The following is a 26,153-nucleotide window of genomic DNA, read 5'->3' as shown; positions in this document are numbered from 1 at the left end:
TTACCATCGCTGTAATAACGTGTCTGTGGGGGCGTGAACCGGACATGAAACGACGGGCGGTGCTCGCCGCGGGAGCGACGGTAGCGGGCTCCGTGGTGGCCGGCGCGACGGTCGGTGCAACGCGCGGTGCGAGGGTCGGTGCAACGCGCGGTGCGACGACCGGCGACGATCCCGAGCCGCGCCCGCCGTCGCCGGCGGCGGAGACGACGGTCGAGACCGGAGCGGTGCGCCCGGGGACGAGACGGGAAACCCCCTACTTCGAGGTCGGCTCCGACGACAGCGGGCCGACGGCGGTCGTCGTCGGCGGGGTCCACGGAAACGAGGTGAGCGGCTATCGGGCCGCGGAACGGATCGCTGAGTGGGAGGTGACGGACGGGTCCGTCGTCGTCGTGCCGTGGGCGAACGTCGTCGCCGTTCGCCGGAACGAGCGCGAGGGGCCGGACGGCGACCTCAACCGACAGTTCTCGATCGGCGGGGAGCCCGAGACGCCGCTCGCGCGGAGTCTCTGGGAACTCGTCGCCGCCGCGGACCCGGACGTCGTCGTCGACCTCCACCGGTCGCGGGGGATCTACGGGACGCACGGCCGGTGGGTCGGGCAGGCGCTGTTTCCGACCGCGGCCGGCGGCGCGACGAGCGACGCGGACGCCGTCGCCGACCGCGTGAACGAGGCGGTGGTCCCGGCGTCGATGTGGGCCCACCGGTTCCGGCGCGGCAACACGCTGGGGGGGACGTCTCCCCTGTTGATCCACAAGGTGAGCGCGGACCTCGACACCGCCGGCGTGCTCGTCGAGCTCACGGAGTTCTACCTCGACGTCGACACGCAGGTCCGGTGGACGGAGCTGATCGCCGAACGGTTGCTGTCCCGGCACGGGATCGAACGACGGGGGTCGGCGATATGACGACCGCAGGCGACGACGTGACGAGCGAGAGCGACGGAGGGCCGGGAGCGGACCGCGGCGCCGCGATTGCGGACCGTGACGACGCGATTGCGGACCGCGGCACGTGGTGGACCGTCGTCGCGGGACCCGGCGTGGTGTGTCTCTTTTCACTGCTCACGGTGCCGCTGGTCCTCGGGACGCTCGACGCGCGGCTGCACTCGCCGCTCGCCGCGCCGGGATACGCGCTGTTCGTCGCGCTCACGGTCGTCGGGGAGCGCGTCGTCCCCCAGTTCGCGTTCCGGCTCTACTGGGCCCCGTTTCTGCTCTGCAGTTACGGGGTCGCCGTCGCGGGGGCCGGCGTCGGTCGCGCCTGCCTGCGCGGCTCGGACCGGCTCCGCGGCGCCGCCCGCGAGTGAAACCGCGGCGTCCGGACGGATTAGCAAACCGATAAGCGACGGCTGTCACACAGCCGATGTGAGCGGCGGAGCGGGCGGCGGAACACCCCCGATTTACGCGAACGATTACCATCCCGCACAGGCGTCTGTGGCCGCACGATGTCTGAAGAGGGTACGCGTTCGCTGTTGCATCGCCGAGGGATCATCAAGACGGTGGGGGCGGGCGTCGCGGCGTCCGCCGTCCCCGGCGGAACGGCCGTCGCTTCGGATCACGTCGAGGTCGTCGACATCGTCGAGGCGGGCGCGGACGACACGGGGACCGAGCCGATCGACGACGTGTTCGCGGACCACGCGGGCGACGACACACGGATCGAGTTCCCCGAGGGGCGATACAGGGTCAACGACCTCACCCTGTACGGACTGACGAACTTCGCGATGGTCGGGACCGGAGAGGCGGTCCTCGTCCCCGGCGACGAGTACGACCCGCGCACGTGGATCGCGGGGACGAACAACCGGGACGTCCGCGTCGAGAACTTCGTCATCGACAACACCGGGGAGGGCGTCGGCTCGTCGCTGACCGTTCACGCGTACGACGGGCTCGTCGTTCGCGACGTGACGAAACGCGGCCACCACGACGCCGGCACGGCCGCGTTCGGGTTCCGGGTCATCGAGGCGGACGGAACGGGGACCGTCGAGAGGCTCCGGGCCGCGGACGGCGGCGACAGCGTCGGCATCTACACGGATCCGGTCGGGGAGATAACTTACCGGGACTGCCACGTCGAGCTGTTCGCGAACAACGGGGTCTACGGCTCGCTCGGGACGGGAGCGGTCCACGTCGACGGCGGGCTCTACCGCAACAACAACGTCGCGAGCGTTCGGCTCGGCGCGCCCGGAAGCACCGTGACGGGCGCGACGTTCAGGGTCGACGACCCGCCCGATGACTACGGGAACTGCCGCGCCGTCCGAGTGGCCGACGGCCCCGGACCGGTCGCGATCGAGGACTGCGAGATCCGAATGATCAGCGGCCGCGGGACCGGCGGCGTCGTCGGCGCGTTCAGCGGCGGGTCGTTCACTGTCCGCGACACGGCGATCCACGTGGGGCCGCGGTACACGACGGTCGGCTCCGGCGGCACGCGGACGAGCTACGCGATCCACGTCGACCCGGCGACGGAGGCGGAGGTGGGGAGCCGGACGATCGAGGACACGGTGATCACGGGTGCCGGTGACCGCGTGGCGCCGGTCGAGTTCGCCCGCGACGACAACGAGCTCAGGAACGTCTGCGTCGAGCAGTCGGGCGAAGACCGCGCCGGGATCGTCTTCCACGACAGCGCGGACAACGTCGTCAGCGACTCGACGGTGTCGGTGCCCGGCGAAGCGATCGTCCTCGACGGCGACTCGTCGGTCGACAGAGACGGCGTCTCGACGGACGGGAGCTGTGCGTGGCCGACCGAGGGCGAAGCGGTCGGTGACGACGGCGGCGAGGCGGCCGGGACCGCCGGCGGCGAGGCGGGCGGGGCCGCCGACGCCCCGCCGACGGACGGGGACCGCATCACGATCGGCGGCGGCGGCTCGGCGGCGCGCTACGAGTTCACCGTCGACGGCGACGTCGAGAGATCGGCCGCGGGCGACGCGGCGGTTGACGACGGCGACGCGATCGCCGACAACGGCACCGTCACCGGGCGGGCGACTGACGAGCCGGACGCGTACGCCTTCGACGGCGTCCTTACGGACTTCGAGGCGACCGACGACGTGGATGTCGCGATCAACGGGGAGTCGGTTCCCCCCGAGCTTATCGGGCCGAACGTCCTGACGGTCGTCGGGAAGGGCGAGACCGTCCGCTACGAGTTCGAGGTGACCGGCAGCGTCGCGAAGTCCACGGCCTACGGGGGGACGATAAACGACTTCGACGAGGTCCGCTCGGACGGCACCGTCGCCGGCCGCACGACCGACGAAGCGGACTCGTACAGCTGTATCGGCGTGGCGTCCTCGTTCGAGGCGGCCGGACCGGTGGCGGTGTACGCGGACGGGGAGCTCGTCACAGACGTCTGACTCGCCCAGGCGGACCGACCGAGAGTCGGGTTTACGCTCCCGATATAGATACGTCGCCGGCGCCGAGAGACGGACGCTTACGATGGGCAACGGATTTCGTTCTTTCGCCGACCTCGTGCTCGTGCTGCTGCTCGGCGCCGTCGCCGCCTGGGCTATCGCGACCGACGTCGGGTTCGGACCGCTCCGAGTCCTCTTCGGTATCGCGATGGTCCTGTTCCTGCCGGGGTACGTCCTCGCGGCGACGCTGTACCCAGGCCGCGCGGCGACGGAGCGCGACGCGGACCGTGCGCGCGCGCTCGACGGTCTCGAACGGGCGGTCCTCTCCGTGCTGTTGAGCGTCTGCGTCGTCCCCCTGCTCGCGTTCGCGGCCGACGTCACCGGCCTCGGCGTATCCCGAGAACCCGTCCTCGGCCTCGTCGTCGCTTGGATCGGCGTGTTCGCCGTGGCCGCCACCGTCGCTCGGCTCCGCCTGCCGGCGGACCGGCAGTTCCGGGTCGAGGGCGGAGGATCCCTCGCCGCCGTCGACGGCTTCCTCCGCAAGCAGTCCGCGTCGCTGCGCTCCACCTCGCCGTTCGCCCCGCAGAACGACGCCGAACTGCTGTTGAACGCGCTCGTCGCCGCCGGCGTACTGCTGCTCGTCGCGAGCGTCGGCTTCACCGCGGTCGCCGACCCCGGAAACGAGTCGTTCACGGAGCTGTACCTGCTCAGTGAGAACGAGGACGGGGAACTCGTCGCCGAGGGGTTCGAGACGGAGTACGCCGGCGACGAGTCCGTCCCCGTCACCGTCGCGGTCGCGAATCACGAAGGGGACCGCGCGGAGTACACCGGGGTGGTCACGCTTCAACGGCTGTCCTCGAACGGGACGACCGTCGAAGCGGAAGACGAGATCGGGCGCTTCGAGGCGACCGTCCCGGACGGCGAGACGGTGCGGATCGAACCGGAGGCGACGCCGTCGATGACGGGCGAGAACCTGCGGCTCCGGGTCCTGCTGTACGACGGCGAGGTGCCGAACGAGCCGTCCGCCGACAGCGCGTACAGGACGGTCCACCTCGACGTGACCGTCGAGGGGTAGGCGACCGCGCGCCGCCGACCGCGACGGTCGCGACCGATCGGCGACGGAAGCGACCGCGGTCCGCCGGCGACCGCACGCCCGCTATCGCGGACAGAAGTGGAGGTCGCCGTTCGTGTACACCCTGTCTCTGGTCGGCCCGCAGACGGCGTCCTCGGGAAGCTGTCGGACGCGCTGCTCCCCGCCGACGTTGAACACGGGCGCGTCCGACGACTGATACGACCGATAGATCGCCCTGTCGTCCGAGATCGTCCCGTTCTCGCCGACGGTTCCGACGCCGAACCGCACGTCGCCGAGGCGGTTGAGCGTCAGCACGTACGGGTGGTCGGCGTGTATCGGTCCGCCGCCGTCCATCGTCGTGCGCTCGATAAGCGTCTCCGCGGCGGCGAGCTCGGACTCGGTGTAGCTGTACTTCACGTTGTGCTCGTCGAACGCCGGCGCGTCCGGCGTCGCCTGGGTCGAGAGGATCATCGCCCCCGGATAGACGAGCGCGAACAGGACCGCGACGGCGACGAACGCCGGCGCCGCCAAGTCGCGGCGGAGGTACCCGAACCCGACGGCCGTGAGCATCGCCATCCCGACGTACAGGAACGGGTACCAGCGACCGGGCAGGAGCGAGTTGATCCCTAACAGCGGCGGGACGAGCGTGACAGCGAGCAGCGCCGCCACCCACCCGACTAGGACCGCGGTCGACTCCCGGAGTCGTTCGGCCCGCGTCGTCACGGCGGTCCCGACCGTGGTTCCGAACAGCAGCAGGAGGAATCCCAGCCTGTCGAGGTAGGTCAGCAGCGACTGATACGGGAGCGCGTCCGGGCCCCCGACGTCCTCGCCGAGCTCGGGGGCCCCTCCGCCCGCCGAGAGCGTCGCGACGTTCTCTCGCATCCTCGTGACGGCGCCGTTGAGTAGCGTCTCCCCGTAGTACGGGGTCTGGCTCCAGACGAACGACAGGAGCCCTGAGTTGAAGACGACGTACCCCAATAGCGTCGCCGTCGCGACGCCGAACGTCGTCGCGGTCCCGGCGGTGACGCCCCGACCGCCGGAGGCTCTCGCGAGCGGGAACACCGGTGACACGTACGCGACGTGGGCGAGCAGCGCGGCGCCGAGAACGGTCAACACGATGACCGACGACAGCTGGTGGGTCAACGCGAGCGCGAGGAAGAGGAAGACGAGCGCGGCGTCGTCTCGCAGGGAGGCGACTCCTTCCAACCGCCTGACGAACAGGAAGACGATCCCGAGGAAGATGGCGATCGACATGCTCGTCGGGATGAGGTGGATGCTCCAGCGGGTGACGTACCCCGCCAGCCCGTAGAGCGCCATCGCGAACAGCGCCCACCGGACCGTGGTCAGGTACCGCGTTGCGGCGAACACCAGTGGGAAGGAGGCGACCAGCGCCGTCCCGACGGAGAGGTACAGCGCCGCGCGGAGCGGGACATCGGCGAACAGCGACGTGACGGCGACAAGGAGGTGATACAGGGGCGCGCCGAGGTATTTCGAGTCGCCCATCCCGGCGACGCTGCCCGTCTCGACGAGGCGTCGGGTCATGTCCGGGACGTGAATCCAGACGTCGATGCCGGTGTAGCCGGGGACCGCGTACAGCGCCGGGAACCGAAGCGCGGCGACGAGGAGGACCACCTCGGCCAGCAGCGCGGGCGGGTGGAGAAACTCCTCGGGCGTGAAGTAGAGCTGCAGGAGGACGACGGTACCGAGGAGGCTGGCGATCACGTAGAAGGGAACCGAGCGACCGCCGGTCAGCGCCGACAGCGCGACGAGCAGCGCGACGCCGAAGAGGACGACGGCGAGGCCGACCTGCGGATAGCCGAACAGCGCTGCAGTCGGTCGGTCGGCGTCGGGCCGCCACCGGGCGAGGAGGTAGACGGAACACGCGGCGATGACCGTCAGCGGGATCGTCTTCGCCAGCGGGTGGGAGACGACGAGGTTGACCGCCAGCATCGCCACGCCGGCGACGAGGCCGAGGAGGGCGATCGGGACGTCCTGTCTCATCCCGGCTCGTCACCACCGTCTCGGCCGAGCGATCGGCAGGCGTGTCGTCGAAGCGCGCCGATGCCACCGAATTGGCCGACGAGGCCGACTCCTTCGAGGCGGCCCGGTCGGACGCGGCGGTAACGCGGAACCACGATACGGTACCGACGGCCGCGAGGGGGTTAATTATCGGCCGTCTAATGCCGGCCCCGCTCGACGGACGGTTTCGAGCACCGCTCGCTTCCGGCCGCCGCGGCGCGCCGATCGCTTACCGCGAGGTGAGGGACCAGCTTCCCTAAATGTTAGAAATAGTATATATGTGTCGTTCGGATGGATCCATCCAGAGACAGATGAACTCGGCAATCAGTGAGCGGACGGCGGAACTGCACAGCACGCGGCGGACGGTCCTCAGGGGAATCGGTGCCGCCGCGGCCGCGGCCTGCGGGCTCGGGGCGGCGGGCGGCGCGGCCGCGGCGTCCGATCGAACGAGCTATTCGATCAGGACGGGAACCGAGGAGGAGACGGACGTCTACGTGACGGAGGGCGCGGCCTCTGGGCCGACGGTCCTCGTCGTCGGCGGTCTCCACGGGAACGAGGCGTGCGGCTACCGGGCGGCGGAGCGGATCAAAGACTGGCGGATCGACGCCGGGACGCTGGTCGTCCTCCCCCGAGCGAACGTCCCGGCCATCGAGGCCGGCCACCGGCCGTGGGGCACCTGGGACCTGAACCGGCATTTCCCGGCGGGCGAACGGCCGAAAAGCAGGTTGGCGCAGGCGATCTGGGACGACGTGGTCGTCGAACACGACCCGGACTTCGTCTGGGACCTCCACAGCTCTCGGGGGATCCACAGCGAGGACGAGGGCGTCGGACAGGCGGTGTTTCCCACGCGGGCCGGCGACGCCAGGGACCAGGCCGCGGACGTCCGCGCGTTCCTCAACGACGAGTACGTTCCGGCGTCGATGCCGACGTACGCGTTCACCGGCTCGTCCAGCGTCGACGGGACGGCGGACATGCTCAAACACAAGGTCGGCGCCGACCGAGACACGCCGTCGATCATCTTCGAAACGGTGTACAACGGGTTATCGATGGCGCGGCAGGTCGCGTGGACGTCGGCCGCCGTGTGGCGCCACCTGCGGAACTACGGCCTGATCACGCGACCCGAGCGGACGATCACGGTCACCGGCCGAGGCGAGACCGCCCGCTACGAGTTCGCCGTCGACGGCGCCGTGACGTCGTCCGCAGCCGGCGGAGCCGAGATCAACGCCTACGACGGGATCGACGGCGGCGTCGTCACGGGCCGGACGACGAACCAGTCCGACTCCTTCCGGTTCACCGGGAGCGTCGTCGACTTCGACGCCGACGCGCCGGTGGACGTGACCGTCGACGGGGACGCGGTCGAGGCGGAGTCGGTCGGCGCCGACGTGCTCACGATCGACGGCGGCGGCGCGACGGCCCACTACGAGTTCGCCGTCGACGGCGACGTCGAGAAGTCGACCGCGCACGGCGCGACGCGCAACGGCTACGACGCGATCGCCGACGACGGCACCGTCACCGGCCGCACGACTAACGAACCCGACTCCTACCGCCTCTCCGGGCCCGTTCTCGATTTCGAGGCCGACGGCGACGTCGCCGTCTCGCTGAACGGCGACCGGATCGAACCGGCGTTCCTCGGGGTGTCCACCATCACGATCGACGGCGGCGGCGCGACGGCCCACTACGAGTTCACCGTCGACGGCGATGTCGAGAAGTCGACCGCGCACGGCGCGACGCGCAACGGCTACGACGCGATCGCCGACGACGGCACCGTCACCGGCCGCACCACCAACGAGCCCGACTCTTACGCTTTCACGGGAGTCGTCGAGTCCGTCTCGGTCGACGGGAGCGCGACCGTCTACGCGGACGGCGAGGCGGTCGATCTCCGATAGCCGGTCGTCGGGGAAACGGCAACTCGGGGACGAGCGACCCCGACGTTGCCGGCCGCTGATCGCGGGCGATCGGGGTCGCGCGTTCCATCGGCGACGCGACGCCCTCCGGCGATGGTGGGCGGTGCCGAGATCGCGGGTTTATCCCCACGGTAAATTACCGTGTCGCGGACGACGGGCGTGACATGCCGCAGTACACCCTTTCGTTCAAGCCCGCTGTCGGCCTCTACGGTCGACACGATCCGAGCGCCGCGCTCTTCGAGGACGGTCAGCTCCGCTTCGCGATCGAAGAGGAACGGCTGACGAGACGGAAGCACGCGACGGCCACCTTCCCCTCGCGGTCCATCGAGGCGTGTCTGGAGTTCCGCGGTCTCGACCTATCGGACGTCGACGAGGTCGTCCTGCCGTACGACCCGACGCTCCGATCGAACATCCTCGGCTACCACCTCCGGGACTCGATCCGGATCGGGGGCGCGATACAGAAGCTGAACAACCTCTCGAACGCGGTCCGAAAGGAACTGGTCGCGCGGTACTTCCCGAAGGCGGAGGTCACCGACCGCCTCGCGGAGATCGGAACGCCCGTCCCGCCCGTGTCGCTCCGGTCCCATCACGCGTGTCACGCCGCGAGCGCGTTCCACCCCTCGACGTTCGACGAGGCGGCGGTGTTCACCATCGACGCGAAGGGCGAGTACGACTCGACCGTCGTCTGGCACGGGACGCCGGACGGGCTCGAACGGGTACGGACGTACGACCACCCGAACAGCCTGGGCCTGTTTTACGCCGTCGTCACCGAGTTCCTCGGCTACCGGATGTTCAACGGTGAGGGGAAGGTGATGGGGCTCGCGCCGTACGGGAACGAGAACCCCGCGATCGAGTCGGCGCTCCGGAGCGTGATCGACACCGGCGTCGACTACGACGTGACCGGGCTCACGGGGCGGTGGGGGACCGACTACGGGGTCGAGCGGCTCGAGGAGCTGTTCGGACGGTCCGCGAAGGCGGAGCCCACCGACTTCGATCAGTGGGAGAAAGACCTCGCCCACACCGCACAGGCGCTGCTCGAGGAGACGGTCGCTGACCTCGTCGACGCGTACTGTCGCCGGATCGGCACCGGCCGGGTCGGGCTGTCGGGCGGCGTCGCGCTCAACTGCAAGCTGAACAAGCGGGTCATGGAGCTCCCGTCGGTGGACGACGTGTTCGTTCAACCGGCCTCGAACGACGCGGGCCTGGCGCTCGGCGCCGGCTGGATCGACCGGGATCCGACCGACGTCGAGCCGATGGAGACGGCGTACTGGGGGCCCGAGTACGACGTCGACGCCGTCGAGGAACGGATCGAGACCAACAAGCTCGCGTACGCCAGACCCGACGACTTAGAGCGGACCGTCGCCGAGGCGCTCGCGTCTGGGGCTATCGTGGGGTGGTTCCAGGGCCGGCTCGAGTTCGGCCCGCGGGCGCTCGGAAACCGGAGCATCCTCGCCAGCCCGCGGAGCGAGGCGTCGCGGGACAGGGTGAACCGCTCCGTGAAACACCGCGAGGAGTGGCGGCCGTTCGCCCCCTCGATGGTCGAGGAGGCGGCCGACGACTACCTCGTGGACGCGACCGCGGCGCCGTTCATGATCAGGAGCTTCGACGTCGAGCCGGAGAAGCGAGACGAGATACCGGCGGCGCTCCACCCCGCGGACGGGACGACGCGCCCCCAGACGGTGAGCGCGGACGCGAACCCCCGATACCACCGCTTGCTGCGCGAGTTCGAGGAGCTGACGGGGACGCCGGTGCTGCTCAACACCTCGTTCAACGATCACGGCGAGCCGATCGTGACCGAACCGATCGAAGCGATCAAGGACTTCTTCGGCACGGGACTGGACCTCCTCGTCATCGAGGACCTCGTCGTCGCGAAGTTCGAGTCGACGTTGGGAAGCGGGCGGCGTTCGGACGACGGAGCGACCGACCGGACGACGGTCGATCGACGGGAGGGAGACGCGTCGGCAGACGGGCGGGCGGCGATCCGATCCGCGATCGCGGACCGGGCACCTTAGCAGCCGGGTAAGAAAGACCCGACGGCGGATAGCACACGACCAGCCGTGAGCACGACACGACGACGACGGCGTCGTTCCCCCGCGAACGGCGCGACGAGGCCGGGAGCCGCCGCGGAGCCGAGCCGACCGCGCGACGCGATTCCGGTCGCCACGCGCGAGTTCGCGGGGAGCCGGGCGGGGCGACGTCGACGCCCGCTGGGCCGGTTCGGTCTCGCCGACGGGGAAACGAGTCGAGGCGAGAGCGCCCCGTGAAGCGAACGTTCGCCTCCGCGTTTCTCTCGGTCGTCGGTGGCAAGTTCGTCATCGTCGCGGCGGCGGTGTTCATCACGCCCCTGCTCGTCAGGCTCCTCGGAGAGGACGCATACGGGCAGTACGCGACGTTGATGGCGATGTTCGGGCTGCTGATGATACTCGTCAGCTCCGGAGTCAACAGCGGGACGCGGAAGTTCCTCTCCGAGGAGCGCGACGCCGACGGGTGGAAAGACCACGTGTTCGGGTTCTACTTCCGATTCGCGGCCCTGTTCGCGTTCCTCGGATCGGCGCTGCTGGTGGGCGCGGCGCAGCTCGGGCTCGTCGACGCCGCCCTCGGCGAGGAGTTCGCGGGCTACGCCTCCGTGCTCGGTCTCCTCGTGTTCGCCTCGCAGTTCGGCGAGTACGCGCGCCGGGTGTTGATGGGGCTCAAACTGGAGCACGTCTCCGAGCCGATCGGCGTCGTGCACAAGGTGTCGTTCGGCGTGTTCGCGGTCGCTTTCGTCTACTTCGACTACGGCGTGCTCGGGGTGCTGCTCGGGCACCTCGTCGCCCGCGTCATCGAGATCGCGCTGTCGCTGTACTTCATCTCGAAACGGCTCTCGCTCGCGAGCGTGTTCACGCCGACGCCGGCGTCGTTCCCGCGGTCGAGGCTCCTCAGTTTCAACCACCTCTCGGTGGTGTACATCTTCCTCCTCACGTCGCTGTACCACGTCGACGTGTTGATGTTGGAGCGGTTCACCGCGAGCGCACAGGTCGGCTACTACAAGATCGCCCTCGTGATCGCCGAGTTCCTCTGGTTCGTCCCGCGGGCGCTCCAGTCGGTGATCATCCAGTCGACGTCGAACCTGTGGGCGGAGGGGAAGACCGAACGGGTGACTCGGCTGTCGAGCGCGATCACGAGGTACACGCTGGTGCTCACGATGCTCCTCGCCGTCGGGTTAGCGGTTCTCGCGCGGGACGTCGTCCCGCTGTACGCCGGTCCCGCGTACGTCGCGTCCGTCCCGCCGCTGCTCCTGTTGTTGCCCGGAACGATCGGCTTCGCGATCGCTCGCCCGATCCTCGCCGTCAGCCACGCGAAGGGCGACCTCCGCGTGATGATCGCCGCGACGGGGCTGTCGGCGCTGATCAACGTCGCGCTCAACGCGCTCCTGATCCCGACCTACGGTATCGAGGGGGCCGCGATCGCCACGTCGGTCGGCTACGGGTCGCTCCCGCTGTTCCACGTGGCCGGCGCCCGCCGACTCGGCTACCGACCGCTGTCGGATCTCCGGCTCGGGCGCGTGGCCGTCGCGGCCGGCGCGACCGGGGCGGTCATCCACCCGCTCGCGAACGCGATAGCGGGGACCCTCCCGACGCTCGCGCTCGTGCCGCCGACCGGGTTCGTCGTCTACGTCGCGGTCGCGATCGCGACGCGGCTGGTCACGCTCGACGAGGTGAAACGCGGCGTCGCCGGGCTTCCGGACCCCGTCGGTGCCCGGGCCACCTCGCTCGTCGAGCGGGTCGTGGACTGACCACCCCGACTCCGCGTCGGCTCAGTTCCGGTCGGCTCAGGCCCCGTCGCCGGCCGAACGACGGGAGATCCCCGGCAGGTCTCCGACGAGACGGCTCACCAGCGCTTCCGCCCTGAGCCGCGACTTCGACGGGGGATCGACGACCGGCCTGTCCTCCGTCTCCTCGAGGAGCTCCCGCGTCCGTTCGATCGCGTCCGGAGTGCGGCGATCGGTCGCGATCCCGGTCCGGAGCTCCAGGGCGGTCTCGACGACGGCGCGGTGCGACTCGTTCCGGATCAGGTTGAGCAGGACGAGCAGTTCGGACTCCCGGCCGCCCGCCTCCCACAGCCCTCCTTTCCGCAGGTGATCGCCGGGATTGCACAGCCCCTTCACCGGGTCTCCGCCCCCGATCTCGCGGAGCCAACCCGCGTACCGCTGGAGGAACACTCGATCGGCGACCTCCTGCCAGTGCGCCTCCAGGTCCTCGGCGGTGAGTCGCCCGAGGCGGTGGACGCGACCGAGCAGCGCGTCCCTGCGCTCGCCCTCCGGTATCTCCCGAACCCGGCCGTCGGCGAACTCGACCGGCACGAGGTCGGCCGACACCGGCGTGTCGCCCGCGAACGCGAGTTCGACCGCGAGCCCCTCGCGGGTGCTCGGCCGCCGCCGCTGTTCGAACAGGAAGTTCCCGAGGCTGTAGAACACCGGCGTCCCGTCCGCCTCCTCCCATCCCTGAGGGACGTGGGGATGGTGGCCGACGACGGCGTCGACGCCGTCGTCGACGAAGCGGCGGAGCCGTCGTCGCCGCTCCACCGGCGGGAACGGGACGTACTCGGTCCCGCCGTGGGAGACGAGCAGCGTCGCGTCGGCCGCGTCCGCCGTCGCCGCCACGCGCCGCCGGGCGTCCGGGTGACCGACCCACGCCGCGCCGGGGTCGTCCGCGTCGGCGACGCCGAACTCCCGCTCGCAGACGCCGAACAGCGCCACGTCGACCGACCCGTTCGCGACGCGTTCCCGGTGGGGCGACAGCGCGTCCTCGGCGTCGGTGCCCGCGCCGCAGACCGCGACGCCGGCGTCGCGAAGCGCCGACGCCGTTTCGAGCACCCCGTCTCGACCGAGGTCCGCGGCGTGGTTGTTCGCGAGCGATACCGCGTCGACGCCGGCCGCCGCCAGCACCGCGGGCGTCCGGCGGTCGGTGCGCTTGATCGCGCCCGACTTCGTCAGCGGATCGCCGGCCCCCTCGATCGCCCCCTCCAGGTTGAGCACGGTCAGATCGGCGTCCCGCATCCGACGCCGGAGCGAGGGGCCGACGGGGCGGTCCGCGAAACTCTCCTCGACGATGGTGTCGCCGCCGACGAAGAGGGACCAGCGGTCCCCGTCCGAGGGCTCGGCGTCGGCGAGCCGAACGCGGGCGCCCGCGTGTTCCTGAGCGGTCATCAGTCGGTCAGTGGGGGGAGCAGGGACGTTATTATCCGGTGACAAAGCCGACAGCCGCGTCGGTGTCCGGGGCGTACGTCGTCGCCGGCTGACGCCGATGGAGCGAGCGCGGTGGCGACGGACCGGGGCGGACCCACCGACCCCCGGGTAAGACGGTCGCTTACTCGGAAGTTATAAAGTATTGATATGTTGGGGAGAGCTCGATCCGCTCGTGTCAGAACCACACGCCACTTCGCAGGACTCCGCGGCAGGCCGTCTGTCGCGGCGCTCGTTGATGAAAGTCGCCGGCGGGATCGGACTCGTCGGATCGGCGGGATGCGCCGCCGCCACGGACGGGGGCGGCACGGGTCCGTCTCAGACGAAGGGCGCGACGGACCCGTCGGGCGACTACGACATCGGCGGCCGGCGTCTCGTCGGCGCGGACGGCTACGGGACGGTCGCGGAGGCGTGGGCGGACGCCGACGACGGCGACACCGTCTACGTTCACTCCTCGTACGACGCCGCCGAGGCGGGCGAGTCATTCCCGATCGAACTCGACTGCCGCGAGAAACAGGTCACCCTGTGTGGGGGGCACCCCTCGGCGTCGGTCATCGACGCCGGCGAGACGGACAAGACGGTGTTGGAGGTCGTCGGTGCCGGAAGCGGCGACTACCAGAACAACCCGCTCGTCAAGGACCTCAAGGTCGTCGGCGGCGGGATCGGTCTGCGGCTCCGCGCCGCGCCGTTCGCCTCGTTCGAGAACCTCACCTTCTATCGGACCGCCGACCACGCCGTCCTCGTCGACGGTCACCCGGACTCCGGCACCTTCGGCACGAACTGGTACAACGTGCAAGCGTGGAACTGCGGCGGCGACGGGATCAGGACCGACCGCTCGGCGGCGCCGCACGGGACGACCCTCTGGGGGTGCCGGTTCACCGCGAACCGCGGGGCGGGGGTCCGGTTCCGCGGCGCCGCCTGTAAGATGGTCGGCGGCACGAGCCAGCTCAACTACGATTACGGCGTCGAGACGCGGGGCGGGAACGCGACCCTCGTCTCCGGCGCGTACGTCGAGGGGAACGCCCGCGGCAACGACTTCCCCGTCGAGGTGTACGCCAAGCGGGCCGACGGCCTCACGGTCGAGAACACGTACTTCCACGGGATCAACCCCCGCGGGGCCGAGCACGGTCACGACCGCGTCCAGCGCGCCGTCAACGTCCACGACTCGGAGAAGCTGACGGTCCGGGACTGCGTCGCGCGGCGCTACGGCGACGGCTTCGTCGCGACGTTCGGGTGCGTCGACGCCGACGTGTACGCCGCCTCGCACCATCTCGAGGAGACCGAGCTCTTCGCCCGCGACCCGACGCGAAACGGCAACGCCCGAGCGCGGTCTCACGGCGTCATCCTGCCGACGGACCTCACCGCCGTCGACGGCGCCTGCGAGTACGACCGGGGGTACCACGTCGGCGGCGACGGCGTCGAGGGCCACGCTATCTGGCGGAACGGCGGGTGGAAGGTGTCTGAGACGGTCTCGCTCTGAGGCGTTCCGCGCGCCGAAGCGAGCGGGATCCCGCGGTCGACGATTGACGGGTCAGCTCCCGTACCCCTCGGCGTCGACGGGGCCGCTGAACACGCCGTAGAGGAATTTGAAGTACCATAACACCAGTAGCAACACGGGGAACCCGAGGACGGTCACGAGGTTCAGCGCCAGCGGCGAGACGACCGCTCCCCTGACGCTCAGCCCGGTCGACGGGTAGAGCGTCGGGTACAGCAGGAGCGCGAGCAGCACGCTCAACAGCGCGGGAAGCGTCAGCGCGCTCGCCAGCCAGGCGCGGTACGCGCCGCGTCTGGCCAGAACGGTCCCGGCCAGCCCCGCGGCGATCGAAAGGGCGACGACCGCCACCGCGAGCGGCGAGCGGATCGCCTCGGCGGCGCCGCCCGCGTCGGTCGCGACGACGGAAGCCAGCAGCGCGACCGTCCCGCCGAGGTACGCCAGCGTCGCGGCGGTTCCGTACCCCCGCAGTTCCGACGCCACGTCCGGGTCGCTTTTCGCCGCGAGGAACGCCGCTCCCGTGACGATCGAGACCGCGACGAGGTCGACGCCGGTGAGCAGTGCCGGAAGCGACAGCGTCGCGACGTCGAACGCCCAACGACCCGCGAGCATCCCGAACAGCAGCGGTGCGGTGGCGCTGCCGCCGACGAACGCGTAGTCGCAGTACCGCTCCCACCGCTCGTCGTCGCGCTGTTCGCGTAGCTCCGGACCGAGTCCCCGGAACAGCAGCGCGAAGACGAGCCCGATCGCGAGCAGATTGTGGTCGGCCAACAGCGCGGAGTACACGCGCGGGAACGCCGCCAGCAGCATCGTCGCGAAGGCGATCAGCCACACCTCGTTGGCGTCCCAGACCGGACCGAACGCCGCCAGGAACGTCTCTCGCTCGTGTTCGGTCGTCCGCGTCGCGTACAGCATCCCGATGCCGAAGTCGAACCCGTCGAGGACGACGTACATCCCCAGCGCGAACATGACGGCGGCGAACCAGATCTCCGGCAGCGACGCGACGAGATAGGCGTCGACCGGCAGCAGCGACTCAGTCATCGTCGCTCACCTCCGGGAGCGGACCGCGCCAGCGGTCGCCGCTCGGCTCGTTCACGCCGAGCGCTCGGAGTTCGTCTTGGATCAGCCACTTCAGGACGTACAGCGCCGTCGTCACCAGCCCGACGTAGACGACGACGAACGCGGCCAGCGTGAGGGTCGCCTCCGCCCCGGTCAGCGTCGAGGAGACCGCCTCACCGGTTCTGAGTTCGCCCTGAATGACCCACGGCTGGCGGCCGATCTCGGTGACGTACCAGCCCGTGAGCAGGGCGGCGTATCCGAGCGGCGACGCCGCGACCATCGCCTTCAGGTAGCGGTCGCTGTCGAAGAGCCGCCCGCCGTACGTGAGGTAGCCGCCCCACAGCGCCAGCGCGATGAACAGGAAGCCGAGTCCGACCATCGCGCGGAACGACCAGAACACGAGCGCGACGGGCGGGTTCTCCTCGTACTCGTTCAACCCGGTCACCTCGGCGTCGAAGTCGCCCCCGCTGGCGAGGAACGAGCCGACTCTGGGCAGGCTCACCGTGACGAGGTTCTCGGCGCGGGGGTCGGTGAGCGCGTCGACCTCGCTCGGGAACGCCAGCAGGTGCAAGTCGGCCTCGTCCGTCTCGTAGTGGGCCTCCATGGCCGCGAACTTCTGCGGCTGCGTGTCCTCGACGTGACGGGCGTAGGCGTCGCCGTGGACGGCCTGCACCGGCGCAGTGACGAGCAGGATCACCACGGCGAGCTTCAGCGCGGTGTTCCACGCCGCCGACTCGCGGGTCTTCCAGACGATGTACGCCGAGACGCCCGCGACCAGTAGCGCGACCGCGATCAGCGACGCGTTGATCATGTGAACGTACATCCAAGGCATGCGCGGGGTGAGGAACGCGGCGCTCGGGTCCGTGAGCCTGGCGACCTCCATCCCGTTCCGGGAGACCATTTCGTATCCCCTCGGCGTCTGCATCCACGCGTTGACGATCAGGATCCAGAACCCCGACAGCCACGCGCCGACGCCGACGAGCACCGACGAGAGGACGTACGTCCCGTCCCGGACGCGCTCGCGGCCGTACAGCAGCACGCCGAGGAACACGGCCTCGAGGAAGAAGGCCATCTTCGCCTCGAAGGCCAGCGGACCGCCGATGAGCTCTCCGGCCACCGCCGAGAACTGCGGGAAGTTCGTCCCGAACTGAAAGCTCATCGGGATCCCGGTGACCGTCCCCATAACGAAGCCGACGGCGAACACCTTCACCCAGAACGAGCGCAGTCGCGCGAACCGCTCGTCGTCCGTCCGCACGTCCTTCCAAGTGAAATAGATCATAAACGGCGCGAGACCGATCGAGAGAGACGCGAAAATGATGTGAACGGAGATGGTCCAGCCGAACTGTGCGCGGCTCGCGAGCTCCGGGGAGAGGAGCGCCACCCACCCCGGATCGATGCCACTGAATAACGTGCTCGGCAGCATGCGGCCCGTCTTTGGCTCGAAGGCGTAAAGAAGATTGACCCGGCTCCCCGTTCGGAGTACCGTACTCCAACAACTTATCCGTGTCAGGCCGTAGCTCTGGACCGGCACCGTTCCGAGTGGGCGCGAGGAACGAAGCGGTACGGCTCCGTGTACGCGGACCCGGAACCGGCCGCCTCGCCGGAGATAGCGACCGGGTCGAACGAGACGTCGCTGAGCGAGAGGGTCCGTGCGCGCTGTCGGGGTCGGGAATCGCCGCTACACGACATCGTATCAGACTTATATACTATCATTACTTTTTATATTTCGTCGATCGGCCAGTCGGTCACCCGTTCGCGGTCGGCTCCGGAGCGCCGACCGGCAGCCCGCGGACCGAACGCGTCGAGAGCGTGTCGCGGCCGGTAGAAGCCAGAATCGCATCGACGGGCCGCTGGATCGGTCGGACGCCGCCGTCGATTCGAAGTCGGCGATGTATCGGTCCAATCGCGCGTTATGCGTCAATTACTCGAGTGACTGCCGAAACGGTCCGTTCCGAACTCCGCGGGAAACGTCGGGTGGAAGCCGCGGTCCGCCCCGGCGACTGGGTTCCGTGACCCCGCGTTGCACGTCGCCGTCACGGGCGCCGACTCCGACGCGAAGCGGGGCGGTCGGAACAGCGCTATATGTATTATATAATATCTAACTGATAAATTAACAGTCTGCTTAATTATTTCGGTGGCCCCGCTATCGGTGACGCGCGGCTCCGGACCGCGGCCACCGTCGAGGCCCGGTCGATATGACCGCCGCTCCGGATCCGAAACCCCATCGTTATTGTGGCGCCCGTCGAACCGTCGCGTATGTACGACGATATCCTGGTGCCGACCGACGGCAGCGAGGCGGTCGACCGCGCGCTCGATCACGCCCTGCGGCTGGCGAGCGACCACGACGCGACGGTCCACGCGTTGTACGTCGTCGACCGGCGGATCGCGACCGCGAACTCCGGCGACCTCCACGACGAGATCGTCGAGGACCTGGAAGCGCAGGGCGAGGACGCGGTCGCCGCGGTCGCCGAGCGCGCCGAGGGAGATGGACTCGCCGTCGAGACGAGCGTCCTCCGGGGAACGCCCGACACGGAGATCGTCTCCTACGCCGACGAGAACGGGATCGACGTGATCGTGATGAGCCCGGAGGGGAAGTCGCCGCGCGAGCGGATCCGGTCGCTCGGCAGCGTCTCCGACCGCGTCGCCGACGACGCGAGCGTCCCGGTGTTCCTGATCAAGTAGGCGGCGCGGGAGTCCGGCGGCGGCCGACGGCGCGGGACCGGGGAGCCTGGCGGCCGCTACTCCGCGAGCGTCGCCGCCGCCTCCCGGAGGAGGCCGTCGAGGATCTCCGGCGTGGTGGGGTGGTACGCGCGGTCGGGCACGTCTCGGACGTCCGTCCCGGTCTCGATTATCACCTGCATCGTCTTCGCCATCGCGTCGGCGTGGTAGTGCAGCCCCTGGTACCCGAGGACCGCCCCGTCGGCGCCGACGACGAGCCGGGCGAGGCCCTCCGGGACGTTCTTCGTCTTGAACACGCCGTCGTCCGCCGCCTCGCGGGTGACGACGCGGTGGTCGAGGCCGGCCGCCTCGGCCGACGCCGCCGAGTGCCCGACGCGGGCGAACGGGAGCACGCCGAGCCCGGAGAACACGACGTGGTGGTGGACGTTCTCGTAGTCGACGAGCGGGTCGCCGTCGCGGTGCCGCAGGACGTTCTCTGCCGCCGTCGCCCCCTGTTCCTTGGCGACGTGGAGGATCTGCTCTTTCCCGTTGGCGTCGCCGACGACGAAGACGCGGTCGTCGTCGCGGACCCGCATCGCGTCGTCGACCCACCCCCGCCCCGGGTCGAGGCGCGTCTCCTCCAGACCGAGCCGGTCGAGCGCCGGGCGGCGACCCGTGAACGCGAACAGCTGGTCGGCCTCGACCGCGGTCTCCTCGCCGTCGCGATCGACGCGGAGCCTGACGCCGCCGGAGTCGGTCGGCTCGACGCGCCGCTCCCTCGCGCGGGTGAGCACGTCGACGTCGAACGCGTCCCGGTAGTAGTCGAGCAGCGCGTCGCCGAATGGTGCGTCGGCCTCGTCGAGCGGGCGGGCGTCGTGCTCGATCACCGTGAGGTCCATCCCCGCCGCCTCGCTGAGGTATGGCACCAGCTCCATGCCGACGTAGCCGAACCCCATGACGACGCCGGAGTCGCCGAAGGCCGCCGCGTCGAGCACGTCCGCGCTCGTCGTCACCTCGACGTCGTCGATCCCGGGCAGCGACGGGAGGTTCACCGTCGAGCCGGTCGCGATCACGACGTAGTCGGGATCGATGGTCCGGTCGCCGACTGCGAGGCGGCGGTCGCCGACGAACCGCGCGGCCTCGCGATGGAACGCGACCTCGTCCCGCTCCGCGAGCTCCTCGACGGCGGCGCGGCGGTGAGCGGCGAAGCTCGACGTGTGCTCGTTCTTCCGCGCCACGACCGCTTCGAGATCGACGTCCGGGAGCGGGCCGGAGAGGCGGTCGTCGTGTCGCGCCGCGAACCGGTGTTCGGCCGCCGACAGCACCTCCTTCGAGGGCATACAGCCGCGGAGGATACAGAGCCCCCCGCCGGGGTCGCCGTCGTCGATCAGCGTCAGCTCGACGTCCGGGGCGTCCGCGAGCCGCTCGGCGGCGGCGACACCGGCGCTCCCGTACGCGCCGACGACCGCAACGTGCGTTGGCATACCCCGACCCTTTCGGTCGGCCCACATAACGGTTCCGCGGAATGGTGGCCGATCGACAGACGCGGTCGCCGTCCGGTCGGTGCCGAGCCGACCCGGAGTCGGTCGGAGACCGACGTCGCAACACAGTTAACCGTGCCTGTCACCGTCGGTTAGCCACGATGTGCCGCGAGAGACGCCGACACCGAACCGGGAGGCGACCGGCGCGCGGCTCCGAAACCGGGAGCGAATCGCCGCGCGGCTCCGGAACCGGGGGGCGACCGCCGCACGAACGCGGGGCCGACGGAGCGGGGGCGCTCGGGTGATGGAGCTCACCGTCCTCGGCTCCGGCAGCGCGATGCCGGTCCCCGACCGCGCGCAGGCGGGCTACCTCCTCGACGACGGCGACCGCTCCCTCCTCGTCGACTGCGGCAGCGGCGTCCTCCAGCGGCTCGCAGGCACCGAGACCGGCTACGAGGGGGTCTCGACCGTCCTCCTCACGCATCACCACCTCGACCACGTCTCCGCCCTCCTCCCCCTGCTGAAGGCCCGGTGGCTGGCGGGCGCCGAACACCTCGAAGTGGTCGGCCCGACAGGGACGAAGTCGCTCGTCGACGGACTCCTCGACGTCCACGACTACCTCGACGGACGGGTCGACCTCGCGGTCCAGGAGGTGTCGGCGGCGCGCCCGTTCGCGGCGGCCGGGTTCGACGTCGCCGCCCGCGAGACGCGCCACTCGATGGACGGGCTGGCCTATCGGTTCTCGCCGCCGAGTTCCGACACGGATCCCGCCGCCGGCCCGCTCGCGCTCTCCGGCGACACGGAGGCGTTCGCGGGGATGGCGGCGTTCGCCGACGGGAGCGACCTCCTCGTCCACGACTGCTCGTTCCCCGACGGCACCGACGTGTCGAACCACCCGAACCCCGCGGAGCTGGGCGCGTCGCTCGCGGGCGTCGACGTCGACACCCTGCTCCTGTCGCACCTCTACCCGCACACGGGCGGTCGAGAGCGCGAGATGGCTCGGAGCGTCCGCGAGGCGGGGTTCGACGGCGAGGTCGACGTCGCGAGCGACGGGCTGCGCGTCGAACTCTGATCGGCCCTCGGCCCGGATCCGGTCCCGATCGTCGGCGGTTCCGCCGAAAACGTAACCGTTGGTGATTACCTGAACCCGTGAACGACCCTGATATTTAAGCGATCATAGCCGCACGGTTCGGACATGACCGAGCCGCTCGCGGACGACTTCGGACGGGAGGTGACGGGGGTCCGGGTCTCGCTCACCGACCGGTGTAACTTCGACTGCGTCTACTGTCACAACGAGGGGTTGGGCGATACGCGGGGGCCGATGGAGCCGAGCGACGACGAGATGAGCACCGACGACGTGGTCCGCTTCCTGGAGGTCGCGGAGGGGTACGGCGTCGACTCCGTGAAGTTCACCGGCGGCGAGCCGATGCTCCGCCAGGACCTCGAGGAGATCGTCGAGCGCACGCCCGACTCGATGGAGGTGTCGATGACGACGAACGGCACCTTCCTGCCGGGCCGCGCCGAGGACCTGAAGGCGGCCGGGCTCAGCCGCGTGAACGTCTCGCAGGACGCGCTCGACCCCGACGACTTCGCGGAGGTGACGAAGTCCGGCGCCTACGAGCGGGTGCTGGAGGGCGTCAAGGCCGCCGTCGACGCGGGGCTCGACCCCGTGAAGCTGAACATGGTCGTGTTCACGCACACCGCGGGCTACGTCGAGGAGATGGTCGACCACGTCGCCGACAACGAGGGGCTCCAGCTCCAGCTCATCGAGTACATGCCGGAGCTCACCGGGAAGCCGGAGTGGAACATCGACATCGGGCGCGTCCACGACTGGCTCGCCGAGGAGGCGGACCGGATCGAGCACCGCGAGATGCACGACCGCAAGCGCTACTTCGTCGGCGAGGACGCGGACGGCGAGGGCGGCGGGATGGTCGAGATCGTCGACCCCGTGGAGAACGAGGAGTTCTGCGCCAACTGCGGCCGCGTCCGCGTCACCCACGAGGGGTATCTGAAGGGGTGTCTCAACCGCAACGACGACCTCCGGTCGATGGGCGAGATGACGCGCGAGGAGATCGCGGAGACGTTCGAAGCCGTCGTCGCCAACCGCGTCCCCTACTACGGCGAGTACTTGGTCGAGAACGAGGAGGGCGAGTACGAGATCAACGAGGAGTACCTCGGGACGCCGAGCATCGCGGACTGAGGCCGCGTCGCAGACTGAGGGACCGCGTCGCGAGCGGTAGCGGAGCCGCGCCGCGAGCTACTCCGGCGGCTCGTACGGCCGACTGCTCCCGTCGTCCGGGAGTTCTCGCAAGTACTTCGCGAACAGGTCCGCGACCCGCGTGTACGCGTCGAGGACGTGCGCTCGCTCTCCGAAGCCGTGCGGTTCGCCCTCGTACCGGCGGAGCTCGTGGCGGACGTCGTGCCGCTCCAGTTCCTCGACCAGCTGCTCCGACTGGCTGATCGGGACGCGGGCGTCTTCCTCGCCGTGGAGCACCATGAGCGGGTCGTCGATGTCGGGCACGGTCCGGATCGGGCTCGCGTCGCGGTAGGCGTCGAGGTCGGAGACGAAGTCGCCGAGCTCCCGCTTGAGGAGCTGCCAGCCCACGTCGTCGGTGTCGTCGACGAACGTCTCGTAGTCGTACACGCCGTAGAAGGCGGCGCCGGCGCGGAACCGGTCGCTGTTACCCAGCGCGTTCACGGTCATCAGCCCGCCGCCGGAGCCGCCGAAGATCCCGACGCGGTCGCCGTCGACGGCGTCGTACCGCGTCGCCGTCGCGTCCGCGGCCCGGACGACGTCGTCGAGGTCGCCGCCGCCCCAGTCGCCGTCGTTCGCCATCCGGAACGCCCGGCCGAAGCCGTCGGAGCCGCGGTAGTTCGGGCGGACGACCGCGTAGCCGAGCGCCGCGAAGTAGGCCGCGCGGTGGTCGAACCCGAAGCCGTCGAAGGCGGTGGGGCCGCCGTGCGGCTTCACGAGGAGCGGGACCGTGTCAGGCTCGGCGTCTGACCCGCTCTCGGCGTCTGACCCGCTCTCGGCGCCCGACTCCGGCGGGTGGACCACCGCGTGGACCTCGGTCCCGGCCGAGTCGTATGTGAACGCCTCCGGCTCGGGGAGCCGCGCCCCGAACCCCGCCGTCGCCGCCGGCGTGAGCCGCTTCCCGGTCGCCGCGTCGACGACGGCCGGGGGGTCGGTCGGCGTCTCTCGAACCGAGATCACCCGGTCGCCGTCCCACCGAGGCGCGCCGTGGATCGCGTCGCCCGTCGCGAGCGCGATCGCGTCCTCGGCGTCCGCGGGATCGACCTCGGTTCCGAGGCCGGCGTCCGCGAGCGGTCCGTCGACGTCGACCGCGTGCACGTGGGTTCGACCGCCGCTCGTGGCGGTCGCGGCGAGCCGGTCGCCCGCGTCGTTCCACTCGGGCGCCGCGACTTCCGTCTCCGAGACGCCGTAGATCGGGATCGGCGAGCCGCCCTCGGCGTCACCGCCGCCGTGGTCGCCTCCGGCGACGCCGTCGATTCCGTACACCGCGTCGTACCCGCTCCCGTCGTGGACGAACGCGACCGCCCCGTCGTCGCCGGGGCGCGGGCGCGGGCAGGCCGCCCGGACGCCCGGCTCGGCGAACAGCTCCGTGACCCCCTCCTCGTCGCCCTCACTCTCGCCGGCGGGGGAGAGGGGGACGCGGACGAGCGCGGCCTCGTAGTCGAACAGGTCGGCGTGTCGCGATCGGGTCGCGACGACGGTGTCGCCCTGCCAGTGGGGGTCGGCGTAGAGGTACTCGTCGTTCGCGATCGCCTCGACGCGGTCGCCGTCCGGCGAGACGACCGCGAGGCTCGCCCGCGAGAAGCCGTCCGTGACGACGGCGATGCCGGGCTCGCCCCACGCGAGGCCTGAAATGCCGCCCGACAGGTCCGTGAGCACGTCGACCGCGCCGGTGTCGGCGTCGACGGTCGCCAGTTCGGCGTCCGCGGTGACGAAGGCGATCCGGTCGCCGTCGGGGCTCCAGTCGAGCCACCGCGCGTCGGTCCGGCCATAGCGCATGGCGGAGACGCCCTCGCTGGTGAGTCGGACGTCGCCGCCGTCGGTCGCCAGCCAGAGGTCGGTGGTCAGTTCGCGGTTCTTCGCGTAGGCGATCCGGCCGTCCGGGCCGACAGCGGCCTGCACGACGCGGTCCGCGACGGCCATGTCGGCGAGGAGGCCGTCGTGGTCGGCGTCTCTGAGGTCTCGTCGGTACACGCGTGAGTCTCGGGCGAGCGGGTACTTGGGCGTGTGGCTCGCGGAACCGTCGGCCGGGGCCGCGCCGCGGCCAGTCGAGGGACGAGAGAGCCGAGAGACGAGGGAGGAGACAGACGAGAGAGCCGAGAGACGAGGGAGGAGACAGACGAGGGAGTCAGTCCGCTTCCATGTTCGACCAGTCGCTCGGCACGTACTGGTCGAACCGCGGCTCCCGCGACCGGGCGAGCGGTCTGAACGCCCGCTCGCCACCCACGCGGAATTCGTCTATCCGGGTCTGCCCGGGCCCGGTGACGTAGCCGAGGAAGGCCATCGCCAGCGGATACGCCGCGTCGTGCCGGGCCGGATTGACCGGGATGGCGGCGTACTCGTTCCGGAGCAGCGGCGGCGGGTCCTCGACGCCGCGCGCGACGTGAGCCGCCAGCCCGCCCGCGTCGACGTTGAGGAACGTCCCGCGGTCCGTGAGGGTGTACGAGCCGGACTGCGCGGCCATCACCAGCGTGTTCCCCATCCCCTGGCCGGACTCGCGGTACCAGGAGCCGGCGGGGTCGATCCCCGCCTCCCGCCACAGGCGGCGCTCTCGGAGGTGCGTCCCCGAGCGGTCGCCCCGCGACAGGAACGACGCCTCGCTCCCGGCGATCGCCGCGACAGCTTCGGCCGGGCCGGCGCCGGCGACGCCGGCGGGGTCGTCCGGGGGACCGACCAGCAGGAAGTCGTTCACCATGACCGCGCGCCGGTTGATCCCGTGTCCCGCGCGGACGAACTCGTCCTCCAGCGGCCGAGCGTGGACGAGAACCACGTCGCAGTCGCCGTTGCGGGCGGTCCGGAGCGCCCCGCCGGTGCCGCGGGCGATCGCGTCCACCGTCACGCCGAACGACTCCTCGAACCCGGGGACCAGTTCCGTGAGGAGCCCGCTGTCCCGGGTCGTCGTCGCCGTCGCGACCGTCAGCGTCTCCCCGTTCGTTCCGCAATCGGCCGTTTCGGAGGCCGACGCCGGCGTCCCGCCGAGACAACCCGAGAGCGAGAGGGCGCCGCCGACACCGACCAGTTCCACGTAGCGCCGCCGGTCCATTGTCGGAGTAAACGTCACCGGCCACAAAACTGTTTTTAGATACCGGTAGCGGTTACGTTACGACCGCGGAGCGGCGCGCGGTCGGCGACGGTGCGAGCGTCGATATCGACGTCCTACGCGTCTGCGTCGCCGGTCCGACCGCCTTCCGGCGGAGTACGCGTGAGCGCGACTCGAACGGGACCGCGGTCGCGCGCAGCGACACGCTTGATCGGAAACGCCGTTTTGGAGGCCCTCAGCGTGTCTCTCGTGGGGAGTAACGGCTGGCAGTTTCGCAGAACCGAGGAGCAGCGGTTCCGCTCCACGCTGTACGGGCACAGTGGGACTCCCGCGAGCGATCGACGGGAGCGAGGGGGCACAGTGGGATTCGAACCAGAATCAGACGTGCTCGCTCGCTGCTCGCGGCTCCGCCGCTCGCTTACCGAGGTGCTCACTCCGTTCGCACCTCGCATCGCTCGCTGCGCGCGACTCCCAGGGTTCGAATCCCCTGCGTGCCGGTTCGCTCGTCGCTCTGCTTCTCGCTGTACGGGCACAGTGGGATTCGAACCCACGACCGTCGGATTAGAAGTCCGACGCTCTATCCGAGCTGAGCTATGTGCCCTCACATCTTCCTCTACCGCCCGATATAAAA

At 70.3% G+C, this 26,153-nt stretch carries 18 protein-coding genes and 1 tRNA gene; 11 read left to right on the top strand and 8 right to left on the bottom strand.

What is annotated here, in order from left to right; all coding sequences use genetic code 11:
- Positions 1-44: 44 nt before the first annotated feature.
- The 4 genes from DJ75_RS17320 (at position 45) to DJ75_RS17305 (ending at position 4,394) form a co-directional block, all read left to right on the top strand.
- Positions 45-899, top strand: a complete 855-nt coding sequence (locus DJ75_RS17320) for a succinylglutamate desuccinylase/aspartoacylase family protein (protein WP_094525753.1) — start codon at positions 45-47, stop codon at positions 897-899.
- The gene (locus DJ75_RS17315) at positions 896-1,294 is read left to right on the top strand and encodes a hypothetical protein (RefSeq protein WP_217900401.1); all 399 of its coding nucleotides are present in this window, start codon (positions 896-898) and stop codon (positions 1,292-1,294) included. The genes DJ75_RS17320 and DJ75_RS17315 overlap by 4 nt, the downstream gene beginning before the upstream one ends.
- Before the next feature lie 138 nt (positions 1,295-1,432).
- Positions 1,433-3,322, top strand: coding sequence for a hypothetical protein (locus tag DJ75_RS17310; RefSeq protein ID WP_176451344.1), 1,890 nt, complete (start codon positions 1,433-1,435; stop codon positions 3,320-3,322).
- 82 nt (positions 3,323-3,404) lie between these two features.
- Positions 3,405-4,394: a DUF1616 domain-containing protein gene (locus DJ75_RS17305; RefSeq protein ID WP_094525752.1), complete on the top strand. Its 990-nt coding sequence runs from the start codon at positions 3,405-3,407 to the stop codon at positions 4,392-4,394.
- An 81-nt stretch (positions 4,395-4,475) separates the two neighbouring features.
- On the opposite strand, the gene DJ75_RS17300 is transcribed toward DJ75_RS17305, so the two are convergent.
- Positions 4,476-6,392 (bottom strand): hypothetical protein, encoded by a 1,917-nt coding sequence (locus tag DJ75_RS17300; RefSeq protein ID WP_094525751.1) that lies wholly within the window; start codon positions 6,390-6,392, stop codon positions 4,476-4,478.
- 329 nt (positions 6,393-6,721) lie between these two features.
- On the opposite strand from DJ75_RS17300, the gene DJ75_RS17290 reads away from it, so the two are divergent.
- The 3 genes from DJ75_RS17290 (at position 6,722) to DJ75_RS17280 (ending at position 12,089) form a co-directional block, all read left to right on the top strand.
- Positions 6,722-8,296, top strand: coding sequence for a succinylglutamate desuccinylase/aspartoacylase family protein (locus DJ75_RS17290; RefSeq protein ID WP_176451478.1), 1,575 nt, complete (start codon positions 6,722-6,724; stop codon positions 8,294-8,296).
- Between the two features lie 182 nt (positions 8,297-8,478).
- Complete coding sequence (locus DJ75_RS17285) at positions 8,479-10,326, top strand: carbamoyltransferase C-terminal domain-containing protein (protein ID WP_094525748.1); 1,848 nt, start codon at positions 8,479-8,481, stop codon at positions 10,324-10,326.
- 248 nt (positions 10,327-10,574) lie between these two features.
- Positions 10,575-12,089, top strand: coding sequence for an oligosaccharide flippase family protein (locus tag DJ75_RS17280; protein WP_094525747.1), 1,515 nt, complete (start codon positions 10,575-10,577; stop codon positions 12,087-12,089).
- 36 nt (positions 12,090-12,125) lie between these two features.
- Here the strand turns inward: DJ75_RS17280 and DJ75_RS17275 are convergent, their stop codons facing one another.
- Positions 12,126-13,502, bottom strand: coding sequence for a CapA family protein (locus DJ75_RS17275; RefSeq protein WP_094525746.1), 1,377 nt, complete (start codon positions 13,500-13,502; stop codon positions 12,126-12,128).
- Positions 13,503-13,776: 274 nt separating this feature from the next.
- Here DJ75_RS17275 and DJ75_RS17270 point away from each other — a divergent pair, with 274 nt between their 5' ends.
- A complete protein-coding gene (locus DJ75_RS17270) occupies positions 13,777-15,018 on the top strand; it encodes a right-handed parallel beta-helix repeat-containing protein (protein WP_094525745.1) in 1,242 nt (413 codons plus the stop codon).
- A gap of 51 nt (positions 15,019-15,069) precedes the next feature.
- Here the strand turns inward: DJ75_RS17270 and DJ75_RS17265 are convergent, their stop codons facing one another.
- Both DJ75_RS17265 and DJ75_RS17260 read right to left on the bottom strand, forming a co-directional pair.
- The gene (locus DJ75_RS17265; protein WP_094525744.1) at positions 15,070-16,071 is read right to left on the bottom strand and encodes a cytochrome d ubiquinol oxidase subunit II; all 1,002 of its coding nucleotides are present in this window, start codon (positions 16,069-16,071) and stop codon (positions 15,070-15,072) included.
- Positions 16,064-17,512 (bottom strand): cytochrome ubiquinol oxidase subunit I, encoded by a 1,449-nt coding sequence (locus tag DJ75_RS17260; RefSeq protein WP_094525743.1) that lies wholly within the window; start codon positions 17,510-17,512, stop codon positions 16,064-16,066. The genes DJ75_RS17265 and DJ75_RS17260 overlap by 8 nt, the downstream gene beginning before the upstream one ends.
- Before the next feature lie 833 nt (positions 17,513-18,345).
- On the opposite strand from DJ75_RS17260, the gene DJ75_RS17255 reads away from it, so the two are divergent.
- Positions 18,346-18,771, top strand: coding sequence for a universal stress protein (locus DJ75_RS17255; protein WP_094525742.1), 426 nt, complete (start codon positions 18,346-18,348; stop codon positions 18,769-18,771).
- A 56-nt stretch (positions 18,772-18,827) separates the two neighbouring features.
- Here the strand turns inward: DJ75_RS17255 and DJ75_RS17250 are convergent, their stop codons facing one another.
- Complete coding sequence (locus DJ75_RS17250) at positions 18,828-20,231, bottom strand: NAD(P)/FAD-dependent oxidoreductase (RefSeq protein WP_094525741.1); 1,404 nt, start codon at positions 20,229-20,231, stop codon at positions 18,828-18,830.
- A gap of 301 nt (positions 20,232-20,532) precedes the next feature.
- On the opposite strand from DJ75_RS17250, the gene DJ75_RS17245 reads away from it, so the two are divergent.
- A complete protein-coding gene (locus DJ75_RS17245; RefSeq protein WP_094525785.1) occupies positions 20,533-21,300 on the top strand; it encodes an MBL fold metallo-hydrolase in 768 nt (255 codons plus the stop codon).
- A gap of 123 nt (positions 21,301-21,423) precedes the next feature.
- Positions 21,424-22,428 carry a GTP 3',8-cyclase MoaA gene (gene moaA / locus DJ75_RS17240; protein ID WP_094525740.1) on the top strand — a complete coding sequence of 335 codons (1,005 nt, stop codon included), beginning with the start codon at positions 21,424-21,426 and terminating at the stop codon, positions 22,426-22,428.
- 57 nt (positions 22,429-22,485) lie between these two features.
- Here moaA and DJ75_RS17235 read toward each other — a convergent pair whose 3' ends face one another.
- From DJ75_RS17235 to DJ75_RS17225, 3 genes are all read right to left on the bottom strand, one after another.
- Positions 22,486-24,456: a prolyl oligopeptidase family serine peptidase gene (locus tag DJ75_RS17235; RefSeq protein ID WP_094525739.1), complete on the bottom strand. Its 1,971-nt coding sequence runs from the start codon at positions 24,454-24,456 to the stop codon at positions 22,486-22,488.
- 154 nt (positions 24,457-24,610) lie between these two features.
- The gene (locus tag DJ75_RS17230; protein WP_094525738.1) at positions 24,611-25,525 is read right to left on the bottom strand and encodes a substrate-binding domain-containing protein; all 915 of its coding nucleotides are present in this window, start codon (positions 25,523-25,525) and stop codon (positions 24,611-24,613) included.
- A gap of 523 nt (positions 25,526-26,048) precedes the next feature.
- Positions 26,049-26,123, bottom strand: a tRNA-Arg gene (locus DJ75_RS17225).
- Positions 26,124-26,153 lie beyond the last annotated feature (30 nt).

The organism is Halorubrum sp. Eb13, assembly GCF_002252895.1.
In the GTDB taxonomy this organism is placed as follows: Archaea; Halobacteriota; Halobacteria; order Halobacteriales; family Haloferacaceae; genus Halorubrum.
This window is presented reverse-complemented; position numbering and strand designations above follow the sequence as displayed.